Here is a 26,795-nt window from a genome sequence, read left to right as displayed (position 1 = left end):
CGCGGTTAATCGCGGTTCGGCTGTCGTTCGATCGATATGCGCAATTAGTTCGTCTTGCCGTTCGAGAGATGCTCGTCCTTCCATTGCATCGCTTCGTCCTTCGCCGCGGTGATCGCGGAGCGCGTCTTGTCCGCGATGTTGGAAGCTTGATCGCCGACCTGCTTGGCGAGTTCTTGGGTTTTGCGGCCCGTCTCCTTCACCAGCTGCGAGGCCCGTTCATGAACGGAACCGTATTTGTCCTTAATGTCTCCGCGCAATTCCTTGCCGGATTTAGGGGCGAGCAAGAGCGCTGCCGCAGCTCCTACGATACCGCCGATCAGTACGCCTTTCATCGTGCCTTTGTTGTTCTCCATGTTCAATTCCTCCTTAACGGTAAGTAATCGTCCATAAGGAACATTACCCTTCGCGCGCCATTGCGAAACGCATGCTTTTCGGAGAGAACGCTTTCGACTACAATAGGAAAGACTACGCGCAAGAGAGTGAGGACGGACATGCAATCAGATTACGGCCTAGGCAGCGGTTATTCGAATAACGGATCGGTCGGCGACTCCCGCCGCGAGGAGCGGCGCTGGACGCGGACGGATCTCGCGTGGGTGCTGCTGCTAACGGTGATATCCGCAATCATGACCTTCACGGATCTGGGTAACCGCACGGCGCCGCAGACGTACTGGAAGCCGACCGTAACGGGGGAATCGTTCGTCGTCGACTTCGGCAAGGCTCGCCCGGTGGACCGGTTGAACTTGTACGAAGGCCCGGGGGCGAAAGGGAAGACGAAAGTCGAATCGTCGGTCGATGGCCAAAATTGGTTACCCTACGTAGAAGTCGAACATAAGACGAACCGCGTCTTCACGTGGAAAACGGACGAGAAGCAGGCGGAAGCGCGATATATGCGGTTCACGGCGATCAGCACCGGGTACCGGCTATACGAGGCGGCGTTCTTCACGAAGGGCATCGACGAGCTTCCGATTCCCTACCAGGACATCTTGGACGGAGACAAGAAAGGCGCCGATACGGAAGGCAGCGGCCTTGACGTATTCGACGAGCAGGAGCTCGCTCCGTACCGCCCGGATTACCGCAACAGCATGTACTTCGACGAGATCTACCACGGCCGGACGGCTTACGAATTCGTCGAAGGGATGGAACCTTACGAATGGACGCATCCGCCGCTTGGCAAAGTGTTCCTCGCGATCGGCGTCAAGCTGTTCGACATGACGCCTTACGGCTGGCGTTTCATGGCGGGCGTGTTCGGCACGCTAATGGTGCCGCTGTTCTACGCTGTCGCGCTGGGGATGTTCCGCAGGACGAGATACGCGGTTCTCGCGGCTTCGCTGCTCGTGCTGGAAGGGTTCCATCTCGTCCATTCTCGCAGCGCCAACATCGACATCATCGGCGTTACGTTCACGATTCTGATGTTCTACGCGATGTATCGGTACGGAGAGACGGCTTGGCGCGGAGGCGCGTTCAAGCGCGGACTCGGCTGGCTGGCGCTCGGAGGCGTATTCTTCGGCGCAGCCGCGGCGGTGAAGTGGAACTATATGTACGGAGGAGCGGGACTGGCGCTGCTGCTGCTCTTCGCGCTCATCCGCCGCTGGAGGGAGACGAGAGGCGACTGGGAAGCGGGCTTCTGGCGGAAGCTGGTACTTACGCTCATGGCTTGCGTCGTGCTATACGTAGCCGTTCCGGTCGGCATCTACGCGGCTTCGTACGTTCCGTTCTTCAAGGCGACGACGAGGACGGACGACGGCGTTAACGCGGACGATCTGTGGAAGCAGCAGAAGAGCATCTATAATTACCATAAGGGCGTCAAGGAGAAGCACCCCTTCTCGTCGAAATGGTACACGTGGCCGCTCATGCTTCGCCCAGTCTGGTATTACGGAGGCAAGGACCTCGAACCGGGTACCGCGCAGAGCATCGCGGCGATGGGCAACCCGGCCGTATGGTGGGGCGGACTCGCGGCGATGGTCGCCGCTTGGGCGATCGCGGTTCTCTCCTGGCTGAAGGGATGGATTCGCCGGCAAGACCGGATCGTGCTTACGCTCACGGTCGCGTACTTGTCGTTCTACGTCCCGTGGATGGTGGCGCCGCGAAGCGTCACGTTCCTGTATCATTATTTTCCGATGGTGCCGCTCCTCATCCTGTTCCTCGTCTGGATGTTCCGATGGCTCGAGGAGCGCTTCCGGTACGGTCGTTGGATCACGTATGCCTGCATGTCCGCGACGGCGTTCCTGTTCGTCTGGTTCTATCCGGTCTACGTAGGCATCACGATCGACAGAGGCTGGATGAATTTCGCGATTCGCTGGTGGTCGAGCTGGGACTTCTAAGGACGGCAGCCGGCATAGAAAGGGGATATCGAAGGTGAACGAGCCGATCTTCCTTTCCGTTATCGTTCCGATGTATAACGAGGAAGAAGTCATCGAAGTGACGTACAACCGGTTGAGGGCCGTGTTGCAGTCGCTCGGGGAAACGTACGAAATCGTATTCGTGAACGACGGCAGCCGCGACAAGACGGCGTCGATCGTTCGCGGCATCTGCGCGCGGGACCGCACGGTCAAACTGATCGACTTCTCACGCAATTTCGGGCATCAGATCGCGGTGACGGCGGGCATGGACCATGCGGGCGGACGGGCGGTCGTCTTGATCGACGCGGACTTGCAGGATCCTCCCGAGATCATCCTCGACATGGTCGCCAAGTGGCGCGAGGGCTACGACGTCGTGTACGGCAAGCGCATGGAGCGCAAGGGCGAGACGTGGTTCAAGAAAGCGACCGCGGCGATGTTCTATCGGCTGCTGCGCTCTATGACGTCCGTCAACATTCCGGTCGATACGGGCGACTTCCGCCTCATGGACCGCAAAGTGTGCGACGCGCTTACCGGGATGCGCGAGAGAAGCCGCTTCATCCGCGGCATGGTCAGTTGGGCGGGCTTCAAGCAGACGTCGGCCGAGTACGTGCGCGAGGAGCGGTTCGCGGGGGAGACGAAGTATCCGCTTCGCAAAATGCTTCGCCTGTCGCTCGACGCCATCACGTCGTTCTCGACGAAACCGCTCAAGCTCGCCGGGGTGCTCGGCTTCTTGCTGTCGGCGGCCGGATTCATCTACTTATTCGTCGTATTGTACCAACGGCTGTTCACCGATACGACGATGCCCGGCTGGACGTCCCTCATCGTGATCAGCTTGCTGTTCAACGGCATTACGCTATCGTTGCTCGGCGTGCTCGGAGAGTATATCGGACGCATCTACGAAGAGACCAAGGGGCGTCCGCTCTATCTCGTATCGGATACGGTCAATTTCTCCGCCGAAGGCCGGGAGAGCCGGCAACGGGAGCCGGTCGGAGCCGGGGCGAGGGAGTAACGGGTTCGAATCGGCGATAGACTAACGTTAGGAAGCCGTCGTTTGCTTTCCGGTAGCCGGGAGGAGAACGGCGGCTTCTACTTTTTTGCGCCTGTCGGGCAATTTGGATATGATGAGGGAGAGTAGACAGAAGGAGACGACAGCTATGACGGAGCGGAACAACATCGGGGACGTCCCCTTGCTAGCGATGATGCGCGGAGGCTTATTGGAGAACGTCCACCGGGGACGGATCGCCGTCGTATCGGCGGATACCGGGGAAATCGCGTTCGCCGCGGGAGAAGCGGAGTCGACGGCGTATTTCCGGTCGACGGCGAAGCCGATCCAGGCGGCGAACGGGCTCATGAACGGGCTGGCCGAGCGATACGGTTTCGAGGATCGGCACTTGGCGCTGATGGCGGCGTCGCACCGCGGGACGAAGGAACAGATCGCGACGCTGGAGGAGATGCTCGCCTTGACCGGCGTCGGGGAAGACCGGTTGGCCGTGCATCCGACGCTTCCCGTCGGCCGCAAGCAACGGGACGAATACGTCGCCGCCGGGGGCAAGCCGCGCAAGCTGTTGCATACGTGCGCCGGCAAGCATCTTGGCGTGCTCGCCTATAGCGCGATGATGGGCTGGCCGCTGGAAGGATATATACGGCCGGAGCACCCCGCCCAGCAAGAGATCGTCGGCACGCTTCGCATGTGGACGGGGGCGACGGAGGAAGAGGTGACGATCGGCCGCGACGGCTGCGGGTTCCCGGTCGCCGCGATGCCGCTGTCCAAGATCGCGCTCGCTTACGGGCGCCTTGCCGCGCCGGAGGCGATTCCGGACGCGCGGGCATCGGAAGCCGCTCGCCGGATCGCCGGGGCGATGAACGCTTATCCGGACTACGTGGAAGCGGACGGCCGCCTCGCGAGCGCGCTGCTCGCCGATCCGAACGTCGTCGCCAAGAGCGGCGCGCACGGCCTGTTCGCGATCGGCCTGCGCCGAGAGAGGCTCGGCATCGCGTTCGCCGTGTCCGACGGCACGGAAGTCGCATGGCCGTACATCGCGATCGCGCTGCTCGAGCGGTTCGGCGGTGCGTCGGAGGACACATTGGAGCGACTCCGGGCGAGGTTCCCGTCCGCGTTCCGCAACGATGCCGGCGAAGTCGCCGGGCGTTGGGAAGCGACGTTCTAGGGGGATTGGCAGGCACGCTTGCGCTCCTATGCGCGCGGAATAGCGCTGTGTGATAACGCTAAATCGCGCGGTCACGATGGTGCGTCGGAATAGCGCTGTGTCATAACGCTAAATCGCGGGGGCACGCTGGTGCGCCGGAATAGCGCTGTCTCATAGCGTTAAATCGCGCGGCCACGTCGTTGCGCCGAAATAGCGCTGTGTGATAACGTTAAATCGCGCGGTCACGTCGGTGCGCCGAAATAGCGCTGTGTCATAACGCTAAATCGTGCAGTCACGTCGGTGCGCCGGAATAGCGCTGTGTGATAACGTTAAATCGCGCGGTCACGTCGGTGCGCCGGTATAGCGCTGTGTGATAACGTTAAATCGCGCGGTCACGTCGGTGCGCCGAAATAGCGCTGTGTCACAACATTACCACTTCCGCACGTATTGACAATAGATTGCATCGAATGTATGATTTTTACAAACGCGTGAAGCACACCGTCTATTCTCCAACCGGAGATATAGGCGGTTATTTTTTTGCCGAAAAAGGAGGACTTCCCGATGGAGTCGTTAGAAAGAGCCTATGTTGCTTGGTTGGACAAACATAAATCGGAGGCAAGCGGAGAGAGGTTGCGCAGATTGACCAAGAAACACGGATACGGCGAGAAGTTGGTGTTGCAGCAGGCATGGTGGCCGGTATTGGGCAATTTCGATTTGTTGTATCCGGAGTTCGAATTCGTCGATATCGACGGCAAACATTATTTTATCGACTTGGCGTATATGCGACTTCCTCGGCCGACCGCGGTCGAGTCCGACAGCTACGGCTCGCATTTGCGGGATATCGATCGGGACGAGTTTAGCCGCGGACTGGATCGCCAGAACGAGATCGTGCTAGCCAATTGGAACATTATTCGGTTTTCCACGGATAAACTGAAAGAAAATCCATTCGCCTGCCAGCGGACGGTTAGTAGGATGCTTGATGTCTGGTATGGGGAAGATGACATATCGCTACGCGCATTAAACATCTATCAAAGGGAAATTATGCGGACCGTTACACGGTCATCAAGTCCTCTGTCGGTTGAAGATGCATGTCAGCTCCTGGGGAAAAAAGCGCAATTTACGAGAACGCAGCTGCATTCACTAACCGAGCTAGGGTTGTTAGAGGCCGCATCTGGCAGCGAGCGCATTCACTTTTATCGGTTGAAGGCCAACAATATTATGGAGATGCTGTAACGAAACCACGCGTTTGCCCAATTAGCGCTGTGTCATAACGCTAAATCGCGCGGTCACGATGGTGCGGCCGATTAGCGCTGTGTCATAACGCTAAATCGCGCGGTCACGATGGTGCGGCCGAATAGCGCTGCGTCATAACGCTAAATCGCGCGGTCACGATGGTGCGGCCGAATAGCGCTGTGTCATAACGCTAAATCGCGCGGTCACGCGGCGGCGTCGGAATAGCGCTGTGTCATAACGTTAAATCGCGCAGTCACGCGGCGGCGCCGGAATAGCGCTGTGTGATAACGCTAAATCGTTCGTTCACGCGGCGGCGTCGGAATAGTAATGTGTCATAACGCTAAATCGCGCGGCCACGCGGCGGCGTCGGAATAGTAATGTGTCATAACGTTACTGCGGCGGAAACCCGATGAGCGTCTCATTAATGCTGCTTCATAACGTTACTCCGATACTCCGTCGGAGACTGGCCGTACCAGCGCCGGAACTGCTTGGAGAAGTAGAGCGCGTCCTGGATGCCGACCGACGAGGCGATCTGCTCGACGGTCAGCTCCGGACGCTCGCGCAGCAGCCGGCGGCCGTTGTCTACGCGCAGCTTCGTAAGGAAGGTGACCGGGGACAGGCCGGCGTGCCGCTTGAACAGCCGGGACAAGTACGCACGGTTGTAGCCGAGCGTCTCCGCCATCGCTTCGATCGTGATCGGCTCGGCGTATTGCGTCGACAGGTAGCCGATGACGAGTCGCGCGAGCTCGTCGCTGTGCGAGTCCGGGCGAAGCGGCTGTTGCGCCGCGCGGCCTTCCGCGGCCGCCTGCAGCTCCGCGAACAGCAAATGCAAGTGGCCCGTCGCCGCGAGCGACGCGGAAGGCCCGCGCGCGCGGAAGCATTCGAAGATCGCTTTGCACCGATCTCCCGGCGCACGGCTGGTCCCCGTATCGACGATCGGTGTAGCCTGTCCGAACCCCGCCGCGTCTACAAGCTCCTCCGCGTCCGCGCCGGCGAACGCCACCCAGCGATACCGCCAGGGCTCCGCTTCGTCCGAGACGTAATCGAACAGCTGGCGCGGGTAGATCAGGAAGCTCGCGCCCGCCTCCAGCTCCCCCTCGTATTCCCCGCTTCGGAAGCTCCCTTTGCCCGACAGCACGTGATGCAGCAAGTAATAATCGACGACCTTCGGCCCGATGCGATGCACGGGCTTCGTCTGGCTGTCTCCCGAGAACAGCACGGTCAAGCCGCGAGCCTGCAGGCTGACCGGATTGGACACGACCCGATACGTGTAAGACGTCGTTATCGTCATGGAACGCTCTCCTCGAACCTCATCATTGCCCCCATTGTACCATGATCACTTCGTATCCGCTTGCCTGGAAGTCACATTTCTCCATATGAAAAGCATATCAAGCCATTGGTGAAAGCGCTCGAGTCCGGTATACTGAAAGCAAAACTAGACGTCCCAAGGAGAGATTGTAACCGATGGCACACCTTCCAACCCTTAAGCAGCAATTCATCGAACAGTTCGGCGGCGATGGTACGGGCATCTCCGCGTTCCAAGCGCCAGGACGCGTCAACCTCATCGGCGAGCATACGGATTACAACGGCGGCGCGGTATTCCCGGCGGCGCTCACGTTCGGCACGACGCTGCTCGTCGCGCCTCGCGAAGACGGCAAGCTCGGCTTCGCTTCGACGAACTTCCCGCTGACGCGGGTCGTATCCGCCGAAGACGTCGCTTTCGCGGAAGAAGACGACTGGACGAATTACCCGAAAGGCATCGTCTGGGAGCTGGCGCAGCAAGGCGTCGGCCTGAGCCAAGGGTATAACTTCCTGTTCCACGGCGAGATTCCGAACGGAGCCGGATTGTCCTCGTCCGCTTCGATCGAAGTCGTCACGGCGTTCGCGCTGCTGACGCTCGAAGGACAGCCGACCGACACGGTGGAAATCGCCAGATGGTCGCAGCACGCGGAGAACGAGTTCATCGGCGTCAAATGCGGCATCATGGATCAGTTCGCGGTGGCGAACGGACGCAAGAACCACGCGATTCTGCTCGACTGCGACACGCTTAAATATTCGCTCGTGCCGTTCGAATCCGGCGAATACAAAATCGTCATCGGCAACACGAACAAACGCCGAGGCTTGGTCGATTCCAAGTACAACGAGCGCCGTTCCGAGTGCGATCAGGCGGTCGCCGACCTGAAAGCCGCGTTCCCGCGCTTGACGCTGCTCGGTCAACTGACGGTCGCGGAATTCAACGAGAACGCGCACCTGATCCGGAGCGAGACGGTCCGCCGCCGCGCCCGCCACGTCGTGGAAGAGATCGACCGCGTGCAACAGTCGATGGTCGTGCTGAACCGCGGCGACCTCGCGGCGTTCGGCGAATTGATGAACGGTTCCCACGATTCGCTTCGCGATCTCTACGAAGTTACGGGCGCCGAGCTCGACGCGATGGTCGCGGCGGCTCGCAAGGTGCCGGGCGTGCTCGGTTCGCGCATGACCGGAGCGGGCTTCGGCGGCTGTACCGTGTCTCTTGTCCATCAGGACTCGGTCGAGCGGTTCATCGCGGAAGTGGGCAAGGAATACGAAGCGGAAACCGGCCTGCGCGCGGACTTCTACGTCTGCGACATCGGCGACGGCGTACGCGAAATCACGGGGGAGGCGTAAACGATGGCAGTACTCGTAACGGGCGGAGCAGGATATATCGGTTCTCACGCGGTCGCCGCATTGCTCGAGAAGGGCGAGCAGGTCGTCGTCGTCGATAATCTGCAGCAAGGGCACGAGAAGGCGGTTCTTGGCGGCAAGCTGTACGTCGGAGACTTGCGCGACGCGGCATTCATGGCGAAGGTATTCGCCGAGAACGACATCGACGGCGTCATTCACTTCGCGGCGAACTCGCTCGTCGGAGAGAGCATGCAGGACCCGGCGAAGTATTATCATAACAACGTGTACGGCACGCTGTGCCTGCTCGAGGCGATGAACAAGGCGGGCGTCAAGCGCATCGTCTTCTCGTCCACGGCTGCGACTTACGGCGAGCCGGAGCGGGTGCCGATCGGCGAATTCGACCGTACGCAGCCGACGAACACCTACGGCGAGACGAAGCTGGCGATGGAGAAGATGATTCGCTGGTTCGACGTCGCGCACGGCATCAAGTTCGTGTCGCTCCGCTACTTCAACGCGGCGGGAGCCCACGAAGGCGGGCAGATCGGCGAAGACCACAAGCCGGAGACGCACCTTGTGCCGCTCGTTCTGCAGGTTGCGCTCGGCCAACGCGAGTTCATCTCGGTGTTCGGCGACGACTACGCGACGGAAGACGGCACGTGCATTCGCGACTACATTCACGTCAGCGACTTGGCCGACGCGCACTTGCTGGCGCTCGATCGGCTGCGCCAAGGCGGGGAGAGCGGCATCTTCAACCTCGGCAGCGGCAACGGTTACTCGGTCAAGCAAGTGATCGAAGTATCCCGCAGCGTGACCGGGCAGGCTATTCAAGCGAGATTCGAGCCGAGACGCGCGGGAGACCCGGCGGTGCTCATCGCCTCCTCGCAGCGGGCAAGGGAAGAGCTCGGCTGGAAGCCGAAGCGCGAGAAGCTCGAGGATATCATCGCCAGCGCTTGGCAATGGCATAGCCGCAATCCGAAAGGCTACGCCGGGGAATAAGGAGGCACCTACGACATGTCACACACGGAATCGATCGGGACGCACATCGAGCGGCTCGTCGCCTTCGCTCTCAAGCATGATCTTATAGATCCGTTCGATACGCAGCATGCCCGCAACTCGTTGCTCGATCTATTCGGGTTGACGGAGCCGGACTCGTCCGCGGAAGTCGATCCCGGCACGTTGCCGGACAGCCCCGTGTCGCTGCTTGAGCCGTTATTGGACGAGGCTGCGGCAAGAGGGCTTATGCAAGACAACCTGCTCGTCTACCGGGATCTGTTCGACGCGCGTATCATGGGCCTGCTCATGCCGCGACCGTCGGAGACGAACCGCAAGTTCCGCGACCTCGCGCAAGAGCGCGGCGTCGCCGGCGCGACGGACTGGTTCTACCGGATGAACGTCGACGTCAATTACATCCGCATGGAGCGCATCCGGAAGAACGGGTATTGGAAGCACGGCACGCCGTTCGGCGAGCTGGAGATCACGATCAACCTGTCGAAGCCGGAGAAGGATCCGAAGGAGATCGCCCTGCTGAAGACGTTGCCGCAGGCGCACTATCCGGCCTGTCTGCTATGCAAGGACAACGTCGGCTACGCCGGACGGATCGACCATCCGGCGAGACAGAACCTGCGCATCCTGCCGGTGACGCTGCAGAACGAACAATGGTTTTTCCAATACTCGCCTTACGTGTACTACAACGAGCATTGCATCGTCTTCAAGGGCGAGCATACGCCGATGGCGATATCGCCGGCGACGTTCGAGCGGCTGCTCGATTTCGTCGAGCAATTCCCGCATTACTTCGTCGGATCGAACGCGGACTTGCCGATCGTGGGCGGCTCGATTCTGAACCACGACCATTTCCAGGGCGGACGGCACGCGTTCCCGATGGAAAAAGCCGGGGTCGGCGACTGGAACCCGAGCGCGTCGGAGTCCGGCGTGAGAATCGGCATCGTCGAATGGCCGATGTCGGTGCTGCGGTTGCAGGCGACCGATCGCCGCGCGCTCATGCGGGTCGCGACGGACGTCTTGGACAAGTGGAGAGGCTACAGCGATCCGGAAGCGGACGTGCACGCGTTCAGCGGGGAGACGCCTCATAACACGATCACGCCGATCGCGCGCTGCAAGGACGACGGCACGTACGAGCTGGACTTGGTGCTTCGCAACAACCGTACGAGCGAGGAGCATCCGGACGGGATTTTCCACCCGCATAAGGAATTGCACCATATTAAACGCGAAAATATCGGGCTGATCGAGGTTATGGGCTTGGCGGTATTGCCGGGACGCCTGCAGGGAGAACTGGCGCGGATCGCCGGTCTGTTGACGGGTACGGAAGCTTACGACGCGGCGGCGCTGAGAGAGCCTTCGCATCCGCTTCGGCTGCACGCGGACTGGATCGCGGAGCTCCTAGCGGAGCACGGCACGAAGCTGGACGCGGCGGCCGCGGAGCAAGCGCTGCAAGCGGCCGTCGGAGACAAGTTCGCCGCGGTGCTGCGCGACGCCGGCGTGTACAAGACGGACGGCGCCGGACGCGAGTCGTTCCAACGGTTCTTAACGGCTGCCTCGATTATTTGATACAATGGGATTGAATCTTGTGTAGGGGAGCGCTTGGACAATGTCGGTAGCGATAACAGTCATTCAGCACGAGAAGTGGGGCAAGTGCGTCTCTCTGACGAACGGCAGCGTAGAACTGCTGGCGACGCTCGACTTCGGGCCTCGCATCATCCACCTGTCGTCGCAGGGCGGGAACAACTTGTTCTTGGAGGACAAGGAAGACGCGCTCACGAACGACGGAGACGCGTTCGCGTCCGTCGGAGGAGGCAAGTGGCACATTTACGGCGGGCATCGGTTATGGACGAGCCCGGAGCGCGTGCCGCGCACGACGTATCCGGACAACGAGCCGGTCGATTGGGCGCAAGCCGGGGAGCGCGGCATCGTGCTGCGTCCGAAGGAAGAACGCTGGAACCAGATCGCGAAGGAGATCGAGATTCAGTTCGACGCTTCGGGAGACGGCGTTACGGTTACGCACCGAGTGACGAACAAGGGCGCTTGGCCGATTACGTTCGCGCCGTGGGCGTTGTCCGTCATGGGAGCGGGCGGCAGAGCCGTCGTGCCGATGACCGCCGCGGATAAGGGATTGCTGCCAAACCGCCGCTTCGTCCTGTGGCCGTACGCGCGCTTGAACGATCCGCGCATCGCGTTCGCGGAGTCGGCGATCGTCGTCAACCAAGGCGAAGGTCCGACGCCGTACAAGTTCGGCAGTGACAACGAAGCCGGATGGGCGGCATACAGCAATCATGGCGATACGTTCATCAAGCGCTATTCGCCCGTTCCGGGAGGCACGTATCCGGACTTCGGCGTATCGTTCGAGCTGTATACGAACAGCGTCATGCTCGAGCTCGAGACGCTCGGGGAACTGCAAGAGGTCGAGTCGGGCGCGACCGCGACGCACGTGGAGACGTGGCAGGTCGTGAAAGGCCTCGACTTGAAAGGCATGCCGGAAGACGAGGCTTACGCGCGCGTATCTTCCTTGGCGAATCGGTAATCGCAACGAACCGGCCGTCCCTTAGGGGGCCCTTAGGGGACGGCCGGTTTTTTGTTGCGCGTATTGAAGATCAAGATCAACCGCCGGTCGACTGAGCCTTGGAGGGGATATCCGTACCCGTCAGCAGTTGAATGAGTCTCCGCGTCGCGGGGTTCAGCCACTTCTTCTTGTGGTGGATGATCTGCGTATAGAACGTAAGATCGGGGTGCGTAAATTCGAGCTCTATCAATCGCCCTTCGCGTAGCTCGCGGGTTGCGGCGAGTCGAGGCAGCAGCGCGATGCCGAGGCCGTACCCGACGCATTGCTTGATCGTCTCGAGATTGCCGAATTCGTTCTGAATGCGGTAACTGACGCCGTTCTGCCGCAGCAGCCGTTCGAACGCCGCGCGGTACGTGCAGCCTTGCTCGGTCGCGATGAGAGCTTCGTCTTGCAGCTGTCCGATCTGAAGCGCCCCGGTACCGCCGAGCCGATGACCGGGCTGGGCGACGAGCACGAGCGGTTCTTGCCGGATCGGTATCGATTCGAGTTCCTCGCTTACGATCGGACGATCGATATAGATGCCGATATCGATCGTCCCCGCTTCGACCGCATGGTAGATGTTCGCTTCGACGAGCGAATCGACCTGGAGGTTGACTTGGGGATAACACTCGAAGAAAGCGCGGAATACCGGAGGCAGGAAGAACGCCATGAGCGACTCGATCGTGCCGATCTCCAACGTGCCCGTCGCTTGCCGCGAAATGAGGCGCTTGGAATCGTCGTACAGGGCGGTGATTCGTTCGAAGACGTCGAGCAACTGCTTCCCGGCGGAAGTGAGCCGCATGCTCCGTCCGTACCGCTCGAACAAGACGACGCCGTACTCGCTCTCCAGCTTCTGGATATGGGCGGTTACGCTCGATTGCACGTATCCGAGGGTTTCCGCGGCTTTCGTGAAGCTCTGGCAGCGAGCGACTTCAATGAAGGAACGCAAATAGATCATATCCAAGCTTGTTCACCGCGCTTCCGGTTTCGGATCGTCTAGCGGAACAGCCCGGCAAGCGCCGATAGGAGCGCGCGAACGTTCGGGCGCTTCGCGCGCCGGGTGCCGCCGGCCGATCTTTCGAGTTCGATTGTCAATTCCCGTTGATTGCTTTCCCATATTTTATAGGCCGCGTAATCGTGAAGCAACATCTTTTTCGCCCCCTGCCATTTCCTTTAAGCCATCATACCAGCAGAGATTGGAAACGAGTTAGCTAGCGTTTTCCATGGAACTCATCGAAAAAAATGATGAAAACGCCACCAAACGGCGAAAAAGAAAAACGGCAACGTTCCTCGGGGGAACGTTGCCGCAAGACGCGGTCGCGGAGGCTTAGCCTCTCAGCTTGCCGAGCTCGGAGACGAGCGCTTCGACTTCGCTGATGCTGAATCGGTCCTTGGACGCGATCATATCGTAAATATCCTTGATGTCCTCGTACTTTTCGACCGAGAAGCTGGACGCTTGCATCGCGGCGCCCGTCGCCATGCGCAGCTTCGTCTTGATCGCCTCGATCATATATTCGACGTTCTGTTGATTCGGCACGTTAAGATCCATCGTCGTAACTTCCTCTCCGGTAATAGGGATGCAGCCATTGTATCATAGAGTGGAGTGCCCCGCCATGAAGCGGGACGTTGGCATTCCGCGCATCGGAATGGTAACCTGTAAGTAACATGGAGACGGCGAGGGAACCGAAGAATATGACCGATCGAACGAACAATGCGGCCAAGCGCGTCGACGCCGCGGGCGTCGCGGACTTCATCAGGAGAATATGCCGCGACCGCGGGCTGGACGAGCTGACGTTCGTCTGCATCGGCACGGACCGTTCCACCGGGGACAGCCTGGGTCCGCTCGTCGGCACGATGCTGGAAGAACGCGGCTTCCCCCGCGTCATCGGAACGATGCGCGAGCCGTGCGACGCCGACCGGCTGCCGCTGCTCGCCGAAAGGCTCTCCGCCGATAATAACGACGGGACGCGGACGATCATCGCGATAGACGCGTGCCTCGGACGGCCCGAGAGCGTCGGCGCGTATCTCGTCTCGGAAGGTCCGCTCGTCCCGGCGCAGTCCGTCGGCCGGGGCTTTCCTCCGATCGGCGCGTACAGCATTGCCGCCATCGTGAACCGGACGGGACCGAAGCCGTACTGGACGCTGCAGACGACTTCTCTCTACAAGGTCATGGGAATGGCGCAAGAGATCGCCGATTTGCTGACGGAAATCAAGGGTAAACCTTACTAAACTTAACGAAGGATGTGTATGAATATGTTCGCTGCGGATAACGGAAGCGGGTTGCCGATCGTCTTGCTGCACGGATATTGCGGAAGCCATCGATATTGGGACGAAGTCGCTCCGCTGTTAACCGAACGCTATCGCGTCATTGCGCCGGACTTGCGCGGTCACGGCGAATCGCCCGGCGGCGACGGCATCTATACGATGGAGAGCTTGGCAGGCGATATGGTAGAGCTATTGGATCGCCTCGGCATCGGTCAAGCGATCGTGATCGGCCATTCGCTCGGCGGCTATGTCACGTTGGCGCTTGCGGAGAGTTTCCCGGCGCGGCTCGCGGGATTCGGCTTGGCGCATTCGACGTCATATGCCGACGGCGATGCGGCGAAGTCGAACCGGGACAAGGCGGCGGAGACGATCGGGAAGGACGGCGTCGTCCCGTTCGTGACCGGTCTCGTGCCGAAGCTGTTCGCGCCGGAACATCGCGGAGAGTCTAACCCGAGCTTGAAGAAGGCGCTGGATATCGGCTACGGCACGTCGCCGCAAGGCGCGATCGGTTGCGCTCTCGGCATGCGCGATCGCCCGGACCGCACGTCCGCGCTCGCGAATTCGGAATTGCCGATCCTGCTGCTGGCGGGAGAGAAAGACGAAGTCATTCCGGCGGAGAGAAGATTTCCCGTCGCCAAGCCGAATATCGAGCAAGTTACGCTCCCGAACGTCGGTCATATGGGCATGATGGAAGATCCTCGCGCATTCGCAGACGCCATCGTCGCATTCGTTCAAAGGACGGGGAACTAAGCATGCTCGAGAGAGACTATCTAATGAGATTGATCTCCCAGGCGGCGCTCGTGCTCGGCCGTTCGATGGGGCTGAAGGAGCAGATGAAGCAGCGCGAGGCGCTCGATCTCATCGACGAGTTCCTAAGCAAAGAGCTTCGGATTCGAACGCGGCTCGCGATGGGCTTGACCGACGAGCAGTTGCTGCAGATGCTGACGGTAGGCGGCGTGCCGAACGCGGAGACGGTCGCGGTCATCGCCGCGTTCCTCGAGGAGGAGGCGGACCTGCTCGCCGACCTGGACCAGGAAGAGCAGGCGTTGCCGCGTTACGAGAAGGCGCTTCGATTGAACTTGTACTTGCTTCGGGAAGGCGCGGAGATCGAAGGCTGGAACGTCGGCGAACGCGCCGACGGGTTGATGGTCAAGCTCGAGCCTTACCGGATCGCCGTGGAGACGAAGCGGTCGATCTGGTCGTGGCGCGAGGAGAGCGCGAGCTTCGCCGACGCGGAGGATTTGCTGTACGAGCTGTTCGAGGAGTCCGGCGTGACCGCCCGGGAAGGCGAGCAATTCTACGAGCGGCTCTCCGCGCGCGGCGACGAAGCGCTCTCGAGCGGCGGCATGCCGCGAAGCGAGCTGGAGGAAGGACGCCGGCAATGGCAGGCGCTTATGAAGGAGAATATCGGATGAACGATATACGGAACGGCGCGAAGGCCGGCCGCAACGCGGAATGGGAGACGTTCGCGGGAGAACTGGCCCTCGAAGGCAAGCTGCTGCAAGCTTCGTTCAGCGGACCGAAGGACAAGAGCCCGGATGCGTCCCGCAAACTGACGGTTCGGCCGATACGGCTGAAGAACGGACTATTCTATCAATTCGAGAGCCAAGTGAACAATAAGGCTTATCACGACAATGTCCCGCAAGACAAGCTTCAAGAGCGGCTCGAGGCGGCGATGGCGGGGTACAAGCAAGCGTTGTTCAAGACGCCGGACGCCGACGTGCAGGTGCTGAGCAACAAGAAGGGCGCATTGTCGCTGCTCGTGCGCAAGCCGACGGCCAAGGCGCCGGCGGCGCCTCCCGAGCATAACCGCAGCAAGTCGTACGTCATTCCGGACGGAGAGCCGGTTCCGTTCCTGATCGAGCTGGGGGTCATGACGCCGGAGGGCAAAGTCGTCAAAGCGAAATACGACAAGTTCAGGCAGATTAACCGGTTCCTCGAGATGGTTTCCGACGTGATCGAAGAGCTGCCTAGAGGCAGGGAATTGACGATAGTCGACTTCGGGTGCGGCAAATCCTACTTGACGTTCGCGCTGTACTATTTGCTCGCCATCAAGGAAGGCTTGCCCGTCCGCATCATCGGGCTCGATCTGAAGGAGGACGTCATCGCGGCATGCGGCGAGCTTGCCGAACGTCTGCGGTGGGACAAGCTATCGTTCTCCGTCGGCGACATCTCGCGTTACGAAGGGCTCGACACCGTCGACATGGTCGTGACGCTGCACGCCTGCGACACGGCGACCGACGCGGCGCTGCTCAAGGCGATCGGCTGGAGCGCGAGCGTCATCTTGTCGGTTCCTTGCTGCCAGCACGAGCTGTTCCGCCAGCTGTCGCAGCCGGTGCTGAAGCCGCTGCTGAAGCACGGAATTCTGAAGGAACGTTTCGCCGCGCTCGTTACCGACGCCGTTCGGGCGAATTTGCTCGAAACGTCCGGTTACCGGGTGCAGCTGCTCGAGTTCATCGATCTGGAGCACACGCCGAAGAACATTCTCATCCGCGCCGTCAAGAGCCGCCAGCCGGCGGCCGAAACCGCGATGCTAGAATACGAGACTTTCAGGGATTACTTGGGAATATCCCCGTTTATGGAAAAACACTTGAAATAAATGAGTCTTCGGTCATGACGAAGAAGGTAAAAAGTCCTTTGATTTTGTAAAAAAACGAATAAATTACGAACAGAATCGTCAGATTACCTGTCGCGTTATGACGCGATATGGTAAAATTGGGTTTGTATCTTCTTTCACATTACGGTCGATGAAAGAGTGAATGCCCTTGGCGTTTCTTCGTCCCGATTTTATTCTATTCGTCTGTCTATTCGTATTGTTCGTCTGCGTAATCGCATTCAATCGGATCACGCATACGCACAAAGTGTATTTGGCCTTTCATTTCGTCATGATGCTGTGGCCGCTCGGACAGTTCGCCGTCATTATGACGGATATCCCCGAGTATCAATTGTTCTTCATTAATATGTCTTTCGCCTCGATGGGGTTGTTAGGCCCGGGTTGGCTTATGTTCGTGTTCTTCCTGACGGGAAGATCCTCGACCTTGAATCCGGGCAAGACGCTGCTGTATCTCCTCCCGGCGTTCGCGTGCATCGGCTTGGCGATGTGGAATCCCGAACATATCTTCATGTCGCCGGTAAGCGGAAGCTACTTGGAGCGTGTATACGGACCCGTATTCTGGCTGCTCGTCCTGATTCAGATCGCTTACTTCTTCACCGCGCTCATGAGCATGTTCCAGGCGATGAAGACGGTTATTTCCGTCAATCAACGCAAGCAGATGGCGATCGCGCTGCTCGGCATATTCGTGTTGACTGGCTTCGGCCTCCTCGACATCTTGGTCAACGTGCTGCTCCAGGAATGGCTGCCCGTCGTGCCCGGCTTGCTGGCGCTCGGCATTCTGCTGTCCGACATGTGCTTCGTCATCTCGATCTACCGCTTCGGCATGTTCGACCTGCTCAGCATGGCGCAGCGGGATATCTTCGAGCATATGACGACCGGAGTCATCGTCATCGACGAGAACGGCAAGGTGCTCGAGGTCAATCGGGGCGCTACCCCGTTCGCGCGCGTCGCCAAAGGCGAGCAATTCGAGATGGACAAGCTGCTGTCTCCGTTGCAGACGCAAGGCGAAGTATACGAGTTCCTGTACCGGTACGTTCACCATCCGCAGGAGAGAAACCAACTGGAATACGCGATGCAGGATGCGGCCGGACGTCACGTGTCGATCCAAATATCGCCGGTTCTGGACGACCGGAAGACGCTGCTCGGCCGCGTCATCACGTTCCACGACGTATCGGAGCTTCGCAAGCTGGTCGACGAGATGAACCGGAAGAACGAAGCGCTGCACGAACGCAATCTCGAGCTCATCGCCATCCAGGAGGAGCTGTTCCGGGTGAACCAGAAGCTCGAGCAGATGGCGGTTACCGACGCGCTGACAGGCTGCTTCAACCGGCGTTATCTCATGCAGCAGATGGAGCACGAGGTGCTGCTTAACGTCCGATACCGAATTCCGTTCTCCGTGTTCTTATTCGACATCGACTTCTTCAAGCAGATCAACGACCGTTACGGTCATCTCGTCGGAGACGAAGTGATCCGCAGCACGGCCGACATCGTCCGGTCGAAGCTTCGCAGAACGGATATCCTCGCCAGATACGGCGGAGAGGAGTTCACCGTCTACCTTCCGCACACGAACCGGGAGCAAGCCGAGCTGCTGGCGGATCGCATCATCCATGCGGTAAGCACGAATCGCGTGCCGGCGGGCGAGGAGCAAGTGAACGTAACGATCAGCATGGGCATCGTCTCCGAAGCGAGCGAAGAGTTCACCGTCGACAATCCGAAGGAATACTTGCGCGACCTGTTCTCCAGGGCGGACGCGGCACTGTACAAGGCGAAGAACGAAGGCCGCAACCGGGTCGTCACCGCTAGTTGAGGCAGGCTCGAATATTATCGAATTTTACGAAAAACGATATCTTGGGCCTCGGAACTATGCTACAATCATTTCCAAGAATCACGTTATGGCTACGATACTGGCAAACTCGCCGAAAGACGAGGACGCAAAGCTACAGGGTCTAATGTTCGCGAGAACGATGACAGCCTGGCTGCCGATGAGACCCGTAACGGGTATTGTAGGGATATCGCGCAGCTTCCATAACGGAGGCTGCTTTTTTTTCATATAAGACTGGATAGAGCGCGATGTATGGAATCGGAAGGATGGTCAGCGGATGAGTCAGGCGGATAATGTGAAAAAAGGTGTCTCGGACGATAAGGATCTGCTGCCGTTGAACGTGTTGCTGCATTGTCGGACCGTGGTCGAGAGCACGAACTTCGTAACTACGGGGGTCATGACTCACGTCGAAGGCGAGCTGTTCGAGGTGGAGCTGCACGACTTCGAACAGTTCGAGCTGGGCGAGACGGTGAAGATTACGGTCTATTCGCCGGCGGGTCTGCAGACGATCCAGTCGATCGTGTTCGCCAAGTACGAGGGAGCGATCGCGCTGCTGCAGCCGCCGAACCTGCAGAAGCGGTTCAAAGAACGGCGCGAGCATCCGCGGGTGTCCATTACCGGCAACGCGCAGGTGTACTTCGCGTCGACGGAGTCCGGAGAAGAAGTTCGATTGGAGCAGCCGCTCGAGCTGACGGTACACGACATCAGCTTGTCCGGCATCGGCTTCTCGGGACCGGACGCCCCGCAGATCAATCGGAATATGAGGTTGAAGGCGAACGTCGAGATCGGCTTCGGGTTCAACTGCGAGCTCGAGATTATCCGCCGCGAACGTCAGGAAGACAAAGTGCTGATCGGCGCCAAAATGCACGTGACCGAACCGGACATGATGCGTCCGCTCCGGGCTCTGATTTTGCGGCAACAGGTGGAGAAGCACGCGGAGTTGCGGAGGGAATCGACGGCCGCGAAGAAGCGGTTCTAGTAAAGACCGAGAGAATTCGAAACTGAGCGATCGCATGGACGTTAGGCCCGAGAGGGCCTTTTTTATTTGGCGATCTGCACCTTCGGATGGTTTAATTACGTTAATGAAACAGGGTATCGCTCAGGACACGGAGGGATGGCAAGGTGAGGCGGTTCGGAATGGAAAGATGGAGGATAGGGGCGCGGCGCCTGGCCGCTCCCGCCGGATGTCTGTTCGCGGCGATGGTGCTAGGCGCGGGTGCGTATCGATCCGGCTTGTACTTCGATCGCGAGTTCTACGACTTCGAACGAATGTTATACCTAGGAGCGCTCGCGCTTGCGATAATCGGGTTATGGCTTCGGCGGGCGATCGAAGGAGCCGCTTGGGCGTTGCTCCCGCTTGGCATGGCGGCGCTCTACGGAACGTCGTTACTCGGGCATCCGGCGTCGTTCCAAGGCTCGGCGGACGCCGCGTTGCGCTGGCTCGCCTACGCTTGCTGGGCGCTTCTGCTCGGCGCGGTCTGGCGCGATAGGCGCAGCCGCGAATGGGGGAACGCGGCTATTCAAGCGACCGGAGCGCTGTTGCTCATCACTGGCTGGCTCGGCTGGCTCGGCTTCTACGCGCACCCGGACATCGTGATGACGTTCTCGGATCCGGAAGTGTCGGCCGTAGGGGCCCGTTTGGCGGGCTATATGCAATATCCGAACGCTTACGGAGCTTTGCTGGCTGCGTTCTTGCTTATGCAGTTGCAGGTGCTGGCTACGGCTGAGGGGAAAAGCCGGGGTTGGCAAAAGCGGTTGGCGGAGGGAGAGAGTAAGGGCTGGCAGACTTGGTTGGCGAAGGGGAGGAGCGGAGACTGGCAGACGTGGCTGGCGAAGGTGAAGAGCAGAGACTGGCAGACGTGGCTGGCTGCTTGCACCGCCGTGCCTTACGGCGGCGCGCTGCTGCTGACGGAATCGCGAGGCTCGTACGCGGCGTTGCTGCTGGGCGTCGCGTTGGCGATTGGGCTATCGCCGGCCAATCGCCGCGCAAGATGGATCTCAATCTTGGGCATAACGGCTGCCGGCTCGGTGCTGACCGCGCTTGCCGCATGGCGCTGGATGCCATCGGCGGACGGCTCGGGGGACGGGATATCGCTCGGCGGCGGGCTCGCCGTGATCGTCTGCGGCATGTCCGGCTTGGCGGCGTTCGCGGCGATCCGGTACGGAATGAGCCGTTCCGCGGACGGCGGCAGACGACTGTCCCGTCTGCTGCCGTGGGCGGCCGCGACGATCGGCTTCGCAGGCGCATACGGACTGTGGGCGGGGACAGCGGGAGAACGGCTGTCGGGCCAATACGAGACGGCGACTTCGCGGTTCCTGTTGTACAAGGACGCGCTTGCGATGTTCATGGATCGGCCGTGGTTCGGTTACGGCGGGGACAGCTGGCGGACGATGCTCGGCTTGTATCAAAGCGAGCCTTACGTGGGCAACGAGGTGCATAATGGATATTTGGCTATCTTGCTCGACACGGGCGTCGTCGGACTGACCGTCCTGCTCGCAATGTTGGGCTTAGGTCTCGCAAGGATGTGGCGGCAAGGCAGAAGAGAGTACATTGCGCCGGCTGTGGTGTTGCTCGCGCACGCGTTCGTCGACTTCGACTGGTCGTACGCGTTCGTATGGCTGCTGCTGCTCGCCTGGCTGCAGCTGCATGGAGGGGTTAGCGGCCGCCCGCACGAGCGCGCGGGCGCGGAGGTTCGCGGCCCGACCGGCGCCCGGCGGCGCCTCGGCCGCGTCGGGCTTGCCGCGCTGCTTGCTGCGGGCGCGGCGGCAGGGCTATGGGCGGCGACGCGCTCGGGCGCCGCCCTGGAAGCTTCCGGCAGGGCCGCGATCGCGGCCTCGCCGGAAGCACGCGCCGCGCATTTGCGCGCGGCGTTGGAGGCGAATCCGGCGATCGCCGGGATTCGCCCGGGGCTCGCCCCGCTCCTGCCGTTGCGGGAGCGGGCGAGACTGTTGGCGGCGGGACTGCGGTATGAACCGCAGTCCGCGCCGCTGCGCTTGCAGCTCGGCATCGCTTATGCCGAGCTGGGGGACGTTGCGCAAGCGGCGAGCAGCTTGCGCGAGGCGTTGCGGCTGGATCGCTTCAGCCGCGAAGGGCAAACCGCCGCGCTGGCGGCGATGGCGAACTTGGCGGCGTCCCGCCATGAAGCCGGCGACGCGGTCGCGGCGAAGGAGGCGGCGGCCGCCGGGGCGGCGTTCTTCGCGCGCTACCGCGAGCTCGCCCGGCACGTCGCCGCCATGGAGAGCCCGGCGAACGATCGGCAATTCGGCCTCACGATCGCCGCGCAATACCATGCCGCCCGGTGTTTGCTCATCTTGGGGCGACGCGAAGAAGCCGAGACGCTGGCGCGGGAGATCGCGCGGCTGGACGACGAAGATTGGCGCGACCGGGCGCTGCTGCTCTTGGATGAGCCGACGTAAGCACGCTCCGGCCCGTGAACGAACGCCCGTCGTCGCAATCTGCTTTTGGGCGAATATTTGGACGTGCAAGTGGGGAGTCGTCCGTGGTTGCTTCGAAGGTCGTCTCATACATTGAAGCAAATAGCGACAAGGAGTGATTCCATGGCCGTCAAACGTCCCAAACCGCCTTTGCCGGACGGCGGCATATCCCGCATCGTCCGCTTGAAAGCGAGCGCCCGCCCCCGCGCGTCGATCACGGGTCCGATCTTCAGCCGGCTGACCGTTCTATGGGTGCAGTCCAGCGGCGTGCCGTTCGATACGACGGGATTTTTCGCTCGTCTGTCCAGAGGCAGCACGCTCGTCTCTACCGCGAGCTTCGACCGATTCGGCGTCGCTCGCTTCAATAACATCCGCACGCTTACGACCGTCTCGTATACGCTGCGGCTGTTCAACGCCAACGGAGTCTTGTTCCGCACGCGGACGATTCCCGCGGGCGTCGAGACGTTCGCGATCATCGGTTAACCGAATACGGCACGACAAAAACGGTTGGGCGCAGGAGCGACCCAACCGTTTTTCGTATTCTCAGCCTCTATTTGCTTATCTGCTCCACAACCGGTGGAGAATGACCGCCGCTTCGGCGCGCGTGAGAGAGCCCAGCGGATCGAGTTTGCCGCCCGAGCCGGTCACGATGCCGGCAGTCGCGAGAGCAGCCGCGCTGTCTCGCGCGTAAGCCGCGACGAGCGAGGCGTCGTCGAAGGATTCGAGCGAGCCCGTGCCCGTCGGCTGCTTGCCAGCCGCCTTCAAGGCGCGCATCGCGAGTACCATCATGTCTTGGCGCGTAATCGGGCTGTCCGGACCGAACTGGTTGTTGCCCGTTCCTTGGACGATTCCAAGCTGCCCGGCGATCTTCACCGCGTCGGCGTAGTATGCCGATGCGTCGACGTCGTCGAACGTCGCAGCCGCTCCGTCCGTTCCGCGAAGCTCCAGCGCGCGAACGAGCAGCAGGAGGAAGTCCGCTCTCTTGATGGAAGCGTTCGGCGCGTACGCGTCGTCGGACGTGCCGGCAATGATGCCGCGCGCGGCCATCGCTTCGATCGCTTTCTTCGCCCAAGGTACGGACGCCAGATCGCCGAACGTATTTGCCGCATAAGTTACGGCATAGTTGCTGAAGTGGGTCGTCTTGAAGACGACCGTTCCGGTAGCCGCGTCGTAACGCGCGTTCGGTACCGGAGTCGCAACGCCTTGCCCGTCGATGTACCAGATGACGATGGCATCCGGATTCGCCGACTCTTCCGCCGTCGGCTTGTAAGGGACGGATACGGTCACGGGCGCGTTCGGGTTGTTCCAGGCGATGACTTTGCCGCCGCTCAGAACTTCCAAGTTAATGACCGGTCTGTCGCCGATTTGCTTGCGAACTTCGTCGCCGAGTCCGGCGGTCGAAGCTTTGCCCAGGCGAATCGTTACGGAGTCCTCGGTGCCGACTTCCGTTTTGGAGAGCATGTCGCCCGGCAGATCGACCGAACCTTGCTCCGTCTTGATCGAAATGACGGTCGTGCCCGAATCTTTCAGGTTCGATGTCGGCAAACTCACTTCGTAGGAAGTCGAGCCGGCTTGCGCGGGGATTTCTACGGCAACCCGTTTCTTTCCTTCGGCGTTTGCGGATGCTTGTTCCAAGGCTTTGTTCAAGTTGCTGCCGGAGATGCTTGCCGTGGCCGCTCCGTTGTTCACGGCTACGGTCGGCGTGATCGTCACGACGCCGCCGACTTGGCTGATCCCAGGCTCGCTAGGCACGAACACGATCGGGTTGGATGGCCCCGAAGTGACCGGCGCCGCGGCTAGCGTCAACTCGCCCCAATTTTCCGTCGTATTATAGCCGTTCGCTTTCAGATCGCTCCAGACGGTAAGCTTCCTTCCGATGCTTGTGGAAGCGTCGTTGAGCTGAACGTCGAATCCGACCGTGGCGCCAACCGCCGGTTCGATGACGCGGAACGGAATTTTCAGCTCCACGACATAGCCGCCGTCCACGATCTTCGCCGAAGATTCGAAGCCTGTTGCCGTGCTGCTGTCCTTGAAGGACTCGTTGCCTTCGAAGGTTACCCGGTATTGGCCGTCTCCTGTTTTGTATTCCGCGCCTCTATGCAACGTTTCGCTCAGGAACACCTCGACCGAGTCTTGCTCCCAAGGATTCGCGGACGCGTTGTTCAATTCGGAATCGGATACTTTCGCATATACGTACAAGTAATCGTTATCCCACAGCGTCCTGACCTCCGCGGTCGCGGCCTGTTGCGCTTGGCCGTTCGGCTTCGTGTTCACGTTGATCGCCGTCGCTCTTGTCCAGACACTGTCCGCTTCCCCGTCGATGACCGGCGTTCCTGCCGCGGCAGACGCTTCCGGAATCGTCTGCGGCAGAGGCAGAGGGTGCTCGGCAATGTATCCGTCCGGATCCATGATCGCACGGTATGCCTCCTTGGCGGCATACAGCCTGTCGAAGATCAACGGATCGCCTTCGGAGCGCCAGCTATGCTGGTCGGCGATGCCCCAGAGGGTCACGCGTTCAATGGAGGAGGCATATTTCTTGTACAGCTGGAACAGCTGCGCGTACGCCTGCGCCTGTACCACCTTTTGCTCCTGCGTAAGCGGAGAGGTATTGTAGTTGAGATAATTGCCTACCGGAACATCTAGCTCGGACACGGTAACCTTCGCGCCGGTCTCGATGAACCGCTTGATGGCATTCTCGACATTCTCGATACTCAGGGACTCGGTGAAGTAGTGCGATTGCATGCCGATCCCTTCGATCAACAGGCGATCAGGCTCTTCGTTGCGTTCGTCCTCCGCCCACTGGTCGTTAAGATCCTCGACCATCGCGGCGATCGCGTCGCGCTTGCTCGGGGCTTCCTCGTTGAAGTCGTTATAATACAACGTCGCGTTCGGATCGACTAGACGAGTCTGAACGAAAGCGTCATAGATGTAGTCCGCGCCGCTCTCTCCCGCCTCTTCGTCCGCGCCGTTGGCATAGGCTAGATACCAAGGAGATCCGTCCTGTCCGCCCATGCGCAGGGATTTTTTCCAGTCGCCGTTGAAGCTGCCGCCCGAGAACGCCTCGTTCACGACGTCCCAGGAGATAACTTTGCCTTCGTAGTGGCCGGCTACGTTGCTGATATAATCCGCCATGTTGGCTTTGGCATCCGCGCGGGTTAGCGGCGTTCCGTCGGCGTTCTTCGTCAGCCAGTCCGCGGATTGGGAATGCCATACCAACGTATGACCATGCACCAGGATATCGTTGTCGAGCGCCCAATCGACCAAGGCGTCCGCGTTGGCGTAGGTATATACGCCTTCCGAAGGACTGAGATATTGAGGCTTCATTTCGTTCTCCGCTGACAGAACGTTGTAATGAAGCTTGTACATGTCGACGAATTCGGCATTCGCGATCTGGTTCGAAGAGACCGCGTTGCCGAACAGGAATTCGTTCTCGTAAGCCTCATGCAGGGAGTCGAGGTTCAGATCCCACTCCGGAACCGCGGCAGCGGCGGTTTGCGTGATGACGATACCGTCCACGTAGAACGGAACGTTCTGCGCTTCGGCGTTCGTCTGAATGCGGAAATAGGAATTGCCCGCGATGGCGGCGATATCGGTAGAAGTTAGGGCGGTCTTGTATTGAAGCGTGAAATCGCCCGTCGTCAAAGGTCCGTTCGTGAGCCATTGGTAATTGTTGTACGGTCCGAACGCGTTCGGATTGCTGAGCACGATCGCCGAAGAGGCCGGCACGGTTACGTCGCCGTCCACGTGCCCGTTGACCGTGAACGTGTATTCCATGCCTGCGGTCAATCCGAGCGAGTTCAGCTTGATATCCACGCCGTTATAGTCTCCGGATCTCGCGGAGAGATGAATCGATTTGCCGCCCTCGTAGGCGACGATCGAGCGGGTTCCGCCGCTATTCTGCAGATAGTCCGTATAGCCGAACTCCGAATCTACGGCGGCTGCGCTAATACCCGCATCCTCCTGCATGTCGTAGATGACGGTCGGGGCAGCCTTCGTAACGACGATGCTGTCCACGTAGAACGGAACGTTCTGCGCGTCCGCGTTCGTCTGGATGCGGAAGTAGGAATTGTTCGCGATGGCCGAGATATCGGAAGCGGTGAAGGTTGTTGTATAGTCGAGCGTGAAGTCTCCCGCCGTCAGAGGTCCGTTCTCGAGCCATTGGTAGTTGCCGTAAGGCCCGAACGCGTTCGGATTGCTTAACACGATCACGGAGGAGGCCGGCACGGTTACGCTGCCTTCGACGTGGCCGTTGACCGTGAACGAATACGCAACGCCGGGGGTCAAGCCAAGCGCGTTCAGCTTTATATCCACGCCGTTGTAGTCGCTGGTTCTTGCGGACAGGTGAATCGACTTGCCGCCGTTATACGCCTCGACCGAGCGCGTACCTCCGCTATTCTGAAGATAGTCCGTTCCATCGAAAACAGAGCCTTCGGCAGCCGCGGTAATGCTCGAATCCGCCTGCATGTCGTACACGACCGTATCTCCGCCCCCAGTCGCGTTGGCGACGAACGGCATCGAAGAAACGGTTAGCATCAGGCTGCACAGCAAGACCAACACTTTTCTAGACATTCTTCTCGACATCTTGCATCCTCCTTCATATAAGTGGATCTTCAAGAGACAGCAACTTGAATAAGAAGAGCCCCCTCCCTTCCATATCCTTCATAGTAGCGCGTCCATGAAAGCGTTAACACCTAACGAACTACACAATCTATTGAGTAAATTAAAGATCGTGACTCTATCCGAA

The 26,795-nt window shown here is 60.1% G+C and carries 22 protein-coding genes and 1 riboswitch; of the genes, 16 read left to right on the top strand and 6 right to left on the bottom strand.

Annotated features, from left to right (window positions below; translation table 11 throughout):
* Positions 1 to 44: 44 nt before the first annotated feature.
* Positions 45 to 353 (bottom strand): YtxH domain-containing protein, encoded by a 309-nt coding sequence (locus ACFQZG_RS21000; protein ID WP_378156082.1) that lies wholly within the window; start codon positions 351 to 353, stop codon positions 45 to 47.
* Between the two features lie 138 nt (positions 354 to 491).
* Between ACFQZG_RS21000 and ACFQZG_RS20995 the strand changes: the two genes are divergently transcribed.
* From ACFQZG_RS20995 to ACFQZG_RS20980, 4 genes are all read left to right on the top strand, one after another.
* A complete protein-coding gene (locus ACFQZG_RS20995) occupies positions 492 to 2,321 on the top strand; it encodes a phospholipid carrier-dependent glycosyltransferase (protein ID WP_378156080.1) in 1,830 nt (609 codons plus the stop codon).
* Positions 2,322 to 2,355: 34 nt separating this feature from the next.
* On the top strand, positions 2,356 to 3,348 hold the full coding sequence (locus ACFQZG_RS20990) for a glycosyltransferase family 2 protein (RefSeq protein ID WP_378156078.1): 993 nt from the start codon (positions 2,356 to 2,358) through the stop codon (positions 3,346 to 3,348).
* A 145-nt stretch (positions 3,349 to 3,493) separates the two neighbouring features.
* Entirely contained in the window at positions 3,494 to 4,507 is a 1,014-nt protein-coding gene (locus tag ACFQZG_RS20985) for an asparaginase (RefSeq protein WP_378156076.1), read from the top strand.
* A gap of 540 nt (positions 4,508 to 5,047) precedes the next feature.
* The gene (locus tag ACFQZG_RS20980; protein WP_378156074.1) at positions 5,048 to 5,719 is read left to right on the top strand and encodes a hypothetical protein; all 672 of its coding nucleotides are present in this window, start codon (positions 5,048 to 5,050) and stop codon (positions 5,717 to 5,719) included.
* 421 nt (positions 5,720 to 6,140) lie between these two features.
* Here ACFQZG_RS20980 and ACFQZG_RS20975 read toward each other — a convergent pair whose 3' ends face one another.
* The gene (locus ACFQZG_RS20975) at positions 6,141 to 7,010 is read right to left on the bottom strand and encodes a helix-turn-helix transcriptional regulator (RefSeq protein WP_378156072.1); all 870 of its coding nucleotides are present in this window, start codon (positions 7,008 to 7,010) and stop codon (positions 6,141 to 6,143) included.
* A gap of 173 nt (positions 7,011 to 7,183) precedes the next feature.
* Here ACFQZG_RS20975 and ACFQZG_RS20970 point away from each other — a divergent pair, with 173 nt between their 5' ends.
* From ACFQZG_RS20970 to ACFQZG_RS20955, 4 genes are read left to right on the top strand one after another with little or no spacing between them, the layout of a single operon-like run.
* Positions 7,184 to 8,365 (top strand): galactokinase, encoded by a 1,182-nt coding sequence (locus ACFQZG_RS20970; protein ID WP_378156070.1) that lies wholly within the window; start codon positions 7,184 to 7,186, stop codon positions 8,363 to 8,365.
* A 3-nt stretch (positions 8,366 to 8,368) separates the two neighbouring features.
* Positions 8,369 to 9,358, top strand: coding sequence for a UDP-glucose 4-epimerase GalE (galE, locus tag ACFQZG_RS20965; protein WP_378156068.1), 990 nt, complete (start codon positions 8,369 to 8,371; stop codon positions 9,356 to 9,358).
* 15 nt (positions 9,359 to 9,373) lie between these two features.
* A complete protein-coding gene (locus ACFQZG_RS20960; RefSeq protein ID WP_378156066.1) occupies positions 9,374 to 10,927 on the top strand; it encodes a UDP-glucose--hexose-1-phosphate uridylyltransferase in 1,554 nt (517 codons plus the stop codon).
* 40 nt (positions 10,928 to 10,967) lie between these two features.
* Positions 10,968 to 11,897: a hypothetical protein gene (locus tag ACFQZG_RS20955; protein ID WP_378156064.1), complete on the top strand. Its 930-nt coding sequence runs from the start codon at positions 10,968 to 10,970 to the stop codon at positions 11,895 to 11,897.
* 76 nt (positions 11,898 to 11,973) lie between these two features.
* Here the strand turns inward: ACFQZG_RS20955 and ACFQZG_RS20950 are convergent, their stop codons facing one another.
* The 3 genes from ACFQZG_RS20950 to ACFQZG_RS20940 form a co-directional block, all read right to left on the bottom strand.
* Positions 11,974 to 12,873, bottom strand: a complete 900-nt coding sequence (locus ACFQZG_RS20950; RefSeq protein WP_378156225.1) for a LysR family transcriptional regulator — start codon at positions 12,871 to 12,873, stop codon at positions 11,974 to 11,976.
* Between the two features lie 38 nt (positions 12,874 to 12,911).
* The gene (locus ACFQZG_RS20945) at positions 12,912 to 13,064 is read right to left on the bottom strand and encodes a hypothetical protein (RefSeq protein WP_378156062.1); all 153 of its coding nucleotides are present in this window, start codon (positions 13,062 to 13,064) and stop codon (positions 12,912 to 12,914) included.
* A gap of 178 nt (positions 13,065 to 13,242) precedes the next feature.
* The gene (locus ACFQZG_RS20940; RefSeq protein WP_378156060.1) at positions 13,243 to 13,464 is read right to left on the bottom strand and encodes a DUF1128 domain-containing protein; all 222 of its coding nucleotides are present in this window, start codon (positions 13,462 to 13,464) and stop codon (positions 13,243 to 13,245) included.
* Between the two features lie 143 nt (positions 13,465 to 13,607).
* Here ACFQZG_RS20940 and yyaC point away from each other — a divergent pair, with 143 nt between their 5' ends.
* The 8 genes from yyaC to ACFQZG_RS20900 all read left to right on the top strand — a co-directional run bounded on the left by yyaC (position 13,608) and on the right by ACFQZG_RS20900 (position 22,534).
* Positions 13,608 to 14,144 (top strand): spore protease YyaC, encoded by a 537-nt coding sequence (gene yyaC, locus ACFQZG_RS20935; RefSeq protein ID WP_378156058.1) that lies wholly within the window; start codon positions 13,608 to 13,610, stop codon positions 14,142 to 14,144.
* An 18-nt stretch (positions 14,145 to 14,162) separates the two neighbouring features.
* Entirely contained in the window at positions 14,163 to 14,930 is a 768-nt protein-coding gene (locus tag ACFQZG_RS20930; RefSeq protein ID WP_378156056.1) for an alpha/beta fold hydrolase, read from the top strand.
* Between the two features lie 2 nt (positions 14,931 to 14,932).
* Positions 14,933 to 15,595 carry a DUF6483 family protein gene (locus ACFQZG_RS20925; protein WP_378156054.1) on the top strand — a complete coding sequence of 221 codons (663 nt, stop codon included), beginning with the start codon at positions 14,933 to 14,935 and terminating at the stop codon, positions 15,593 to 15,595.
* The gene (locus ACFQZG_RS20920) at positions 15,592 to 16,779 is read left to right on the top strand and encodes a class I SAM-dependent methyltransferase (protein ID WP_378156053.1); all 1,188 of its coding nucleotides are present in this window, start codon (positions 15,592 to 15,594) and stop codon (positions 16,777 to 16,779) included. Before ACFQZG_RS20925 ends, ACFQZG_RS20920 begins: the two co-directional genes overlap by 4 nt.
* A 166-nt stretch (positions 16,780 to 16,945) precedes the next feature.
* A complete protein-coding gene (locus ACFQZG_RS20915; protein ID WP_378156051.1) occupies positions 16,946 to 18,601 on the top strand; it encodes a histidine kinase N-terminal 7TM domain-containing diguanylate cyclase in 1,656 nt (551 codons plus the stop codon).
* 89 nt (positions 18,602 to 18,690) lie between these two features.
* Positions 18,691 to 18,778: riboswitch (cyclic di-GMP riboswitch) on the top strand.
* Between the two features lie 115 nt (positions 18,779 to 18,893).
* Entirely contained in the window at positions 18,894 to 19,595 is a 702-nt protein-coding gene (locus tag ACFQZG_RS20910; RefSeq protein ID WP_378156049.1) for a PilZ domain-containing protein, read from the top strand.
* A gap of 158 nt (positions 19,596 to 19,753) precedes the next feature.
* A complete protein-coding gene (locus ACFQZG_RS20905; RefSeq protein ID WP_378156047.1) occupies positions 19,754 to 22,033 on the top strand; it encodes an O-antigen ligase family protein in 2,280 nt (759 codons plus the stop codon).
* Between the two features lie 141 nt (positions 22,034 to 22,174).
* The gene (locus tag ACFQZG_RS20900; RefSeq protein ID WP_378156045.1) at positions 22,175 to 22,534 is read left to right on the top strand and encodes a hypothetical protein; all 360 of its coding nucleotides are present in this window, start codon (positions 22,175 to 22,177) and stop codon (positions 22,532 to 22,534) included.
* A gap of 75 nt (positions 22,535 to 22,609) precedes the next feature.
* Here ACFQZG_RS20900 and ACFQZG_RS20895 read toward each other — a convergent pair whose 3' ends face one another.
* A complete protein-coding gene (locus ACFQZG_RS20895) occupies positions 22,610 to 26,632 on the bottom strand; it encodes an endo-1,4-beta-xylanase (protein WP_378156043.1) in 4,023 nt (1,340 codons plus the stop codon).
* Between the last annotated feature and the right edge of the window lie 163 nt (positions 26,633 to 26,795).

The organism is Cohnella sp. GCM10027633, from assembly GCF_042675445.1.
Classification (GTDB): domain Bacteria; phylum Bacillota; class Bacilli; order Paenibacillales; family Paenibacillaceae; genus Cohnella.
This window is presented reverse-complemented; position numbering and strand designations above follow the sequence as displayed.